4 protein-coding genes and 2 pseudogenes are annotated in these 8,362 nt (G+C 61.0%); 2 read left to right on the top strand and 4 right to left on the bottom strand.

Translation table 11 applies throughout. From position 1 onward, the window contains the following. Positions 1 to 62: 62 nt before the first annotated feature. The 3 genes and pseudogenes from ACAG25_RS24540 to ACAG25_RS24530 all read right to left on the bottom strand — a co-directional run. Positions 63 to 347: pseudogene (locus ACAG25_RS24540) on the bottom strand (IS3 family transposase); the annotation flags it as partial. A gap of 248 nt (positions 348 to 595) precedes the next feature. Further along, positions 596 to 1,855 (bottom strand): hypothetical protein, encoded by a 1,260-nt coding sequence (locus tag ACAG25_RS24535; protein WP_370491040.1) that lies wholly within the window; start codon positions 1,853 to 1,855, stop codon positions 596 to 598. After that, positions 1,852 to 3,816 carry an AAA family ATPase gene (locus tag ACAG25_RS24530; RefSeq protein ID WP_370491039.1) on the bottom strand — a complete coding sequence of 655 codons (1,965 nt, stop codon included), beginning with the start codon at positions 3,814 to 3,816 and terminating at the stop codon, positions 1,852 to 1,854. The genes ACAG25_RS24535 and ACAG25_RS24530 overlap by 4 nt, the downstream gene beginning before the upstream one ends. Before the next feature lie 165 nt (positions 3,817 to 3,981). Here ACAG25_RS24530 and ACAG25_RS24525 point away from each other — a divergent pair, with 165 nt between their 5' ends. Both ACAG25_RS24525 and ACAG25_RS24520 read left to right on the top strand, forming a co-directional pair. After that, on the top strand, positions 3,982 to 5,943 hold the full coding sequence (locus ACAG25_RS24525) for an N-6 DNA methylase (RefSeq protein WP_370491038.1): 1,962 nt from the start codon (positions 3,982 to 3,984) through the stop codon (positions 5,941 to 5,943). After that, positions 5,940 to 6,815, top strand: a complete 876-nt coding sequence (locus ACAG25_RS24520; RefSeq protein ID WP_370491037.1) for a DNA methyltransferase — start codon at positions 5,940 to 5,942, stop codon at positions 6,813 to 6,815. The genes ACAG25_RS24525 and ACAG25_RS24520 overlap by 4 nt, the downstream gene beginning before the upstream one ends. 1,074 nt (positions 6,816 to 7,889) lie before the next feature. Here the strand turns inward: ACAG25_RS24520 and ACAG25_RS24515 are convergent. Beyond that, positions 7,890 to 8,362: pseudogene (locus tag ACAG25_RS24515) on the bottom strand (hypothetical protein); the annotation flags it as partial.

Raw genomic sequence — 8,362 nt, 5'->3', positions numbered from 1 at the left:
CGCCACTGGGCAGTTCTTATTGGCCACCTACGGGCACTTCTCATGTCCGCCCACGGGCAGTTTCAGATGTCCATTGACACCAGTGTGGTCATGATGGCTTCGAATTCCACGGGGGTGAACCGGCCGAGGCCGGCTCGCCTACGTCGCCGGTGGTAGGTGCGTTCGATCGAGGTGACGATGGCGATGCGGAGCTGTTCTAGGGTGTCCCAGCGGCGTCGATCGAGCACGTTCTTCTGCAGCAGACTGAAGAAGCTCTCCGTGGCAGCGTTGTCGCCCGCCGCGCCGACGGGGCCCATGGATCCAACCATCTCGTCATGGTTCAGTGCGTGCAGGAATCTTCGTGACCTATCTGTTCGATCGTCACACCGTCGTCGCGGTTGCGGGCGACGCGCACGACGTCTTCGCGGAACTCGCGGGGGTAGGGCCTGGGCACAAGGACATCGTTCCAGCCTGCCCACGCCGGGCAAGCGAACGCAGATGTCACCTAGTCGTGCAACAGAGCCTTTCAACCGGAGCAAGCTGTTCAGGATTCAACCGGAGCCGATACTCCACACGGGTTCCGAGGTCGGCGAGTTATTGCAACGGACGGGTTACGTTAAGCACATCCGGGGTGAGCGGGACTTAGAGCCACTGCTCTAACAGCCGAGGATACTTCTTCAGAAGAAGTCACCCAGAGCGCTCGTCCGTCCGGTGCCTTCGACGTGTACCCCGGACCGGGGGGTGCGACGAGCCAACCCGACGCCGACGCACTCAGCAGCCGTCCACGGTCTCGTAGGTAGCCAAGAAGCTGGGAGAACCCGCTGGCGAGATAAGAGCCGGATGTCGATGCCTTCAACTCGAGTACGATCGCTCGTGCTGACTTGCCGTCCTCAATCAGCTCGATGACGATGTCCGGGCGGTTGCCCCCTGTTGGTAACCCGTAGTACCGGACGGCGTCATCCAGTTCCGATGGGCGAGTACTTGGCGGCCACAGCTGATACCAAACCCGGATTTCGCGGCTAGGGCCAATGCTGAAGCGTGCGAACGGCCGCCCTCTGCCGTCGTGAAACAGGCGCGTCGGATCAAGCTGTTCACCTAACTCGGAAAGGGAACGGCTGATTCTCATCAGCACGGCGATTTCAAATAACTTCCAATCCTGCCTCGGCTCAAAAAATCTCTCGCTCAGCGCCTGAACTATGTCATCTGGTGACGGCGCAATTAGAATGCGACGTAAGTATCGCGCTGCGCCCGCAACGCGAATCCTGTAAAAGCCCTTGCGATCGGCCTTGAGGCGTGGGTAGGCATCATCGCCCGGCCAGATGTCGGGCACCCCTTCCAACCAAGCCGTCCGCCGTGCGCGGTGGACCACTCCGGTCATGTGGCGAATCTCATCTCCCCATGCCCCTGGCGCTTCGCCTGTCGGCGGCACGGCCATGATGCCGCGCTCTTTAAGCACACGAAGCACCCAGGCCAGTGCGCGGTTCTCCGGAATATCGAAGATACGGTTGGCGGGCCGGGTGACCCAAATGTCGCCGAGTGGACTGGAAGTCGCCCGATGTCGTGCCGTCGCAGCCCAGTCGATACCTGAGGTTACTGTGCGGCCAGCGACCCGAGGACGCACCGATGACGTCAACGGGCGCCTTACGGCGGTTGGGAGTTCGTCGACGAGCTCTCGAATAGGTGTCGACAGCATGACATGAACGGCGAGTATGCGTCGGAGTTCGGACTCGGGCAGGCCCAGTAGCTCGACCGCGGCGTTCACCGTGCCTTCGCGCTCGACGCTGGCGGCGCTAAGAAAGGCCGGCAGGAGCGACTTTACTTCAGACAGCATCACGTTCCGGAGCGCCGGAGGCATGCTGCTGTCGATCTGGCTCACGAAAGCGCAACTTCGCGTAACGCGTCGGACAGGCCGGCCCGGGCAGCCTCATTGGTTGTGGCGATAGCTGTATCGATGATGCCTAGAAGCGTCTCACCCGCGTTCAGTGGTTGTCCCTCATACTGCGGTGCAACCAATAGGCGCGCGGCGGTCAGGATGGCTTCGACCTCGTTCGCAAATGTAGGTGTACCGCTCGCAGTTTCGGTCAAGCCCTCAACAATCAACTGCGCGAAGTCCCGCCCGATTGCGGGCCCGATAGGAACTGGTCCTGTCGAGATAGCCATCGCGACATCAACGAATTTTTCGGTGTCCGGCCGGCCGAGCGCGCCGAACCATCGGGTGAAGAGCTTGCGGTAGTCCTCGGCTGCCGGGAGCGGCACGTCTATAACGGCAAAACGGCGAAGGAATGCGAAGGAGAGACGGAACAAGCTCGCCTTGTCGGAAATATTCAGTGTCCCGATTAACCGCCACGACGGGGTTATGGCGTAGGTGCCCTCGGAGCTTCCGGCGCTAGCTGACCATACGATAGTGACCGGTTTGCCGTCGCTGGTGGTGTATGGCAGCACAGAAGTGCGGCCAACCGTGCCTTCGCCACCGGATAGCACAGTGAAGAGCGGGCCGAAGGCCTTATCGATGTCCGCTCGGTTAATTTCGTCGATGATGAGCCAACCTGCCGTGCGTAGCGACCGGAGAACGATGCCGGGCACGAAAGCGAGGCCCTGATTGTCAGGGAGGTACCCACCGATGGTGTCGAACGTTGTCCAGTCGGCGGTCGCGGTGGTGACGTCGTAGTTCGTCCCCACCACGGCCCGGCAAAGGGCCTCCGCAAGGGTGGTCTTGCCGGTGCCCGGCGGTCCTCCGAGGAGGAGATGTTTCCCGGCGCGAAGGGATGCGACGGCTGCAGCTACAACGCTTCGTTCGATGGAAAAGCCATCCGGAAGCTCAGCGAGAACGGCCTCTACCGACAAGCCTTGCAGAGCAGCTGCTGCATCGCTGTCATCGATTGACTCCTCGACTTCGACCGTGGTGCTGGCGTCGTCAGGCAGCGGACGCTTGGCAAGCTCTATGGCTTGTGTGACGGCGCGGCTTAGGAGGCGAAATTCATAAAAGGCAGCGAAGTCGTCAATGGCTTTAATTTGCTCATCGGAGCTCAGAAGTCCGATTAGCTCTTCTGTCGCCGCGATTGCCGCATCAGCGTTAAAGGGATCTGCGGCCGTAGCCTTGCGCTGAGCATCGATCAGGAGTTCCTTGATCGCCTCGGGTGTGCGTGCTATAGGCTGCTGTACTTGCCCGAGCTTCCCACTAGCGTCCGCCGTAACCAGCCCGGGCATAGTCGCCCGGGTAACTAGGAAGGCCATGTCGCCCTCGCGCGGTGCGCGGTCAGCCGTCGCCAGTAACGCCGTGGCGGTTTCGACGCTCTGCGCTTCGACCAATGTGAACTGACGAAACAGCGCAGCGTCATCACGGTCTGGCGCCGTCGCCAAGCTCACGCTAGTAATGAGACTGCGGGGCACTTCCTGTATGGCACGTGCAGGCGCTGAGCCCTTGAACTGGGACGCCACCGTATCGCTCAATGCCCTAAGCCGTAGGAAATCGCTCGACGGCAACGGTGTACGCAAGTCACCCAGGTCGACGGTAACGACCACCATGTTGTCGCCATTGACCGTCCGATCCTGCGGAGCCGCAGTTACCGTCAGTATGCACGGGACCGAACCGGCGATTCTGTTGTAGGCGCTGAGCACCTCGTCGCAGTCGAGGGCGAGTGCCTCGCAGGTCGCGTCCAACGCTCGGAGGTCTTCCTCACCGTGAGCAGGTGCAGACTCGAACAGCGGAACGACGTGTTCTCCGATTGACATTCGCCGGAGGGCGTCTGCCGACGCGGTTCCACTCTTGGAAGCCAATTCGCCACTCATGACATGCGCGAAGGCGCGAGCGTTCGCGAACATGGCGTAGTCAGTCACGCACATAAGCTATCGGGCATACGGCGCGTGCACGCGGGTACTGTCGGTCCAACCCCTTATCTTTACGACGTGACACACCGTGGATCTCTACCCGACTGGGTCGCGCCGTCATCTCCCGGGCATAACCGTCCGCTAGTCCCGCGCGTTGAGCGCTTGGCTCGTGCTGTGCGCGCAGTTGCTGGCCAGGTCGAACGGAGGGTCGATCTGCCGTTCGAACACCTTTACCGGCCGTCTCGTGCCGGTCTTGGTTTCACGATCACCAGCGGCGATGAGGCTCGTCGAGCAGCGTGGGCGCTGGTGAGCGAGTGGCTTGTCGCGGCCTCGGTGGGAGCAGAATGCGCGGCCGAGGGATTGTTAGCCGCGCATGAGTGGTTCTGGACCGGTAGTGGCCGAACGCTCGGCGATGTCCCTGAGATGAAGGTATCGATCGAGGTGACGAACGCGATCGAACTTCGTGCGCTCTTGCCGTACCTACTCGATCCGATGGCTGCCGCAACAAGACGCGATGTCCTGAACACCCAAAGCACGGCTCAGGAGCGTCGGATGCGTAAGGCGTCCGGCGTTTATTACACGCCCGGCGATGTCGCTTATTTGATGGTGCAGCGGGTCTTATCTGCAACCGAGACATCAGATCGCCATCTGTGGCTCGATCCGTCCCATGGGAGTGGAGTGTTCCTGCGGGCGGTGCTCTCCGCGATCTATCAGGAGGCGGGCGGTCGCGACCGTATTTATGGTGTCGATCTCGACCCGCTTGCGGCGGAGACCTCTTCGTTCGTGCTGACAGCCGAGGATATGATCCACAGTCCGATCGGACCGGCGCCGTGGGAGCGGTGGCACCAATTCCGCCGCAACCTCGCGACAGGCAATGCGCTGCTGATCGACACTGGGTCGGCCTTCCACCAGCCCACCCTCACGTCGGAGTCTGACGGCCGGCCTGTCGATGGCCACCCGCTCGGACGCTTCGAGCCCTGGCGCCTGGAATCAGTCTTTCCGGAGACGGTGACCTCGGGGTTCGCGCGCGTGATAGCGAATCCGCCGTACGCGCCGTTGCAGCAGAGTGTCGCCGCCTGCCAAATACGTAAACTCCACCCGGTGACCGGGTCGACGGCGCGCCGGGACATCTCCCCTGTGTTCGTTGAGCTGTGTGTAGGCTTGTTGCCTGACGACGGCGCGCTCGCGGTCGTGCTGCCGCTATCGGTGGTCGCGTCAACCCGCGCACCATTCCCGGACCTTCGGCAGCACCTGGCAGAGCAGCCCGGATCGCTTGAGTTCCTCTCGTTCGACCGTGTACCGGATGCCCTGTTCGGTGACGACATCAAGACGCGGAACGCGGTCGTCCATCTCGACAAGTGCGCTCCGCGAAGCTTGACCGCCAGCCCGCTCTACCGCTGGACAAGCCGTACGCGCAACAACGCGCTCGCCGAGATTCCAGTCATGTCGATCGCTGATTTGGAAGGCGTGCCATACGCGATCCCCAAGATTGGCACTAACTGGGAGCGCGACCTATTTATTGCATGTGGAGGCGGCCAGCGGTACCTAGAGCACTGGCACACCGAACGCCGCCTCCTGCCACTGACGAGCATCGTAAGGTTCGAAGATGACGAGCGGGCGAACGTGCTAGCCCTAGCCCCAACTGCTTACAACTTTCTCGGCGTGCTGCGCGACCCGTACCGGGCGGTTATTGAAGGGCATAACTCGCAGAACGGGTTCTCGATCCTGCACTTCGACTCTGACTTGCATGCCTCAGCTGCCTACGCCCTGCTTTGCAGTCGCCTCGCCTTCTGGATCTGGCATGTGACGGGAGACGGCTTCCATGTCACCGGCACGCTGCACCGGCGTATCCCTGTCCCAACTGGCGATGCAGGTCACGTTGAGCGGCTAGCCGATCTTGGGGATCGACTCTGGAAAGCGGCGCTTCAGAACCCGCTAGTTAGCACCAACCGTGGCCGCACCACAGTGGCTTACCCTACGAGGATGTACGCCAGCTTGGTCGACGAAATCGATAACGAAGTAGGAGCCTTCATCGGCATGGAATACACGAAGCGATTGTCCGAATGGCATGAACAGCTCGTCGTCGTGGACCTCGATTCCGAGCGACGCAACCTGATTCGAAGGAAGACACCTTGAACCTCCTGGTGAGCAAAGAACAACGGGATGCAAGCGCTATCACTAAGGACGAGTGGCGCGAGTACACCAAGACGGTGTGGAGCATTGCGAACACATCTGACCCGGAGCACCCGGCTGTCTTCCCCCCGGAAATCCCGCGCCGCCTCATAAAAATGTTCAGCTTCGTCGGCGAGACTGTGCTCGATCCCTTCGCCGGTACGGGCACGACAGGACTCGTCGCTGCCGAGCTCAACCGATATGGACTCTGCCTCGACCAGAACGAAGCCTATGTCGAGCGAATGCTTCGCGAGAAGGCGCTGTTGAACGGCGCCCGAAATCTATTCGAGCCATCGCTCGGTGACGCTCGGTTTCTAGACATAGAGGACAACTCGATCGGTTTGGCGATCACAAGTCCGCCATACTGGAACAAGGCTGACTACGGCAGCGGTGCCGCAAACCTCGGAAATGCCAGCGGTTACCTAGAATTCGTCGAGTCGTTGCGGCCGGCCTTCGCAGCCGTCTTCCGCGTGCTCGCTCCGGGTCGGAAGTTCTGCGTCAATACCGCTAATGTCAACCAGCACACGGAGCATGGGCTCCTCACGTTCCCGCTCGCGTCCGACCTTGTCCTTCTCCTTCGCGAGCTTGGCTTCGTTCTGGTCAACGAGATCATCTGGAATAAGGACGGAACTGGGGGGAAGTGGGGATCAGCTAACGGTCAGCGGCCAATTTTCGGCAGCTACCCATATCCGCCCAACTTCCTCTTCAAGAACGTTCACGAGTACATCATTATCGCGGCCAAGCCTCCAGCGAAGAAGTCGACCGGTAAGACGGTCCTCCCATACGAGGAAATCATGCGTGTGCCGTCGCGGATTCGTGAGAACGATGATCTCTGATCGAGTTTCTTATGTCTGATCGAGTTCCCGATCTGCTCACTGGCACGGAGCTTTGTCTGGTTGCGGAAGTTCCCGGAGCCGGGAACCGTTGGAAACAAGTGCATTTCAATCTCGATATTGCCCGGCAGTTCTTCAACCTCGAGCCCGGAATGAACCGCTCCATCACGTTGGAGAGGATCTCACCCGCCGGTCGCGTCCTTGAGCGGACAAGCCGACAGCTCGTTATCCCCGAGTCGAATCGGAATTCTCGCATCGAGTTCTCGTTCGGATCTGTCACAGAGTACCCACCTCCGCCGAACCGTCCGTTGCTAGTTGTGGTCGAGGGCGGGTACCTAACGTACCGGTATCGCACGTTGATGCCCGGCGATCCCGGCTATGAAGGCTTGCTTGACTTGCTTGCGGCAGGTCCAAGCATCGGCAAAGGGCTACGGCGGCGGATTGTCACTCTCGACGACCTAGAGACGTATTGGCCGTGGGCCGCCCTCCGCGGAAATATCTGAATGCTGAACCGTAAGCCGCATCTCGAGTTTGCATCGGGACTACGCACCGAGTTCGATCTGGGATGCGTCGAACGCGCGACGGTAACTGCCACGCGCTCAGCATCAATGCCCGCATGCGAGAGTTACGATTGAAATGATTTGCCGCGCCTCGTGCATGATCAGCCGAACCTCGACTTCGCACGACTGCTCCCAGCGCTCGTAGTGATCGCGCGGACGCGTTGCGGTCGGCAGCGGTGTTGACCAGTCCGTGTGTCCAAGGCCAAGTTGATGTCCCCACTGGTGGCCAGGTAAAAGTCCCCGCCCCGTGCGGATAGTTCAGGGGTTGGTCAGGTGTCCTCTACGACATCCCGTGGAGCGCTGCCGTTAGCGCGCCGAAGCCGTCGAGGCGGTCAGTCCGCACTTCCGAGCGAGCGGATTGGTATCTGGTCGCAGCCTCACCCAATGCCCCGGCCGCCACGTTGCTGGCGCAGCGGATGGGCCTGGACACCGCCGATGAAGTCGGCGTATTCACCGATCCAAGAAGGTGACCTGTGTGGTCTCGGGACATAGGTAACGCATCGTCACCGGGACATGGTTACCGCTTCCGGGGCCGGTGAGCGTTGAAGTTGCGGATGGGTTTGGTTGACCTCCGCACGTGCAGTGAAAGCTCCTTGATGCCGTCGAGCACGCGGAAGTGATGATCTTCGACCACGACGGTGACGATGGCGCCGGCGTGTGTTCGTCCCACTCGAAGTCGCTGTCCAGCGACCATCACCACACCATCTTTGGGAACTCGCCGCTGGACACTCTGCGGCCCAGCTGGCGGCGGTGCGGGCAGCGCCGTAGTCGCAGGTCGGGCACCCTTGATGCTCTGACACTCATTGATAGAGAACGGGTTTGGCAACGTCTTGAGCAGCATGTTGCCCGCCGCGACGTGGATGAGGCCGACGTCGAACCGCAGCGTCACCCGAGTCCCGGCGACACCGGTTCGAGCAATGATCAGAACCTGTGGATGAGCCTCGGTGAGGGGGCGTGAAAGTGGGCGCACCTTCCCGAGGATGATCTGAA

Origin of the sequence: Mycobacterium sp. pV006, from assembly GCF_041287115.1 — a bacterium.
Lineage (GTDB): Bacteria > Actinomycetota > Actinomycetes > Mycobacteriales > Mycobacteriaceae > Mycobacterium.
Note: the sequence above shows the minus strand (reverse complement) of the source record. Positions and strands in the feature narration are given on the sequence as shown.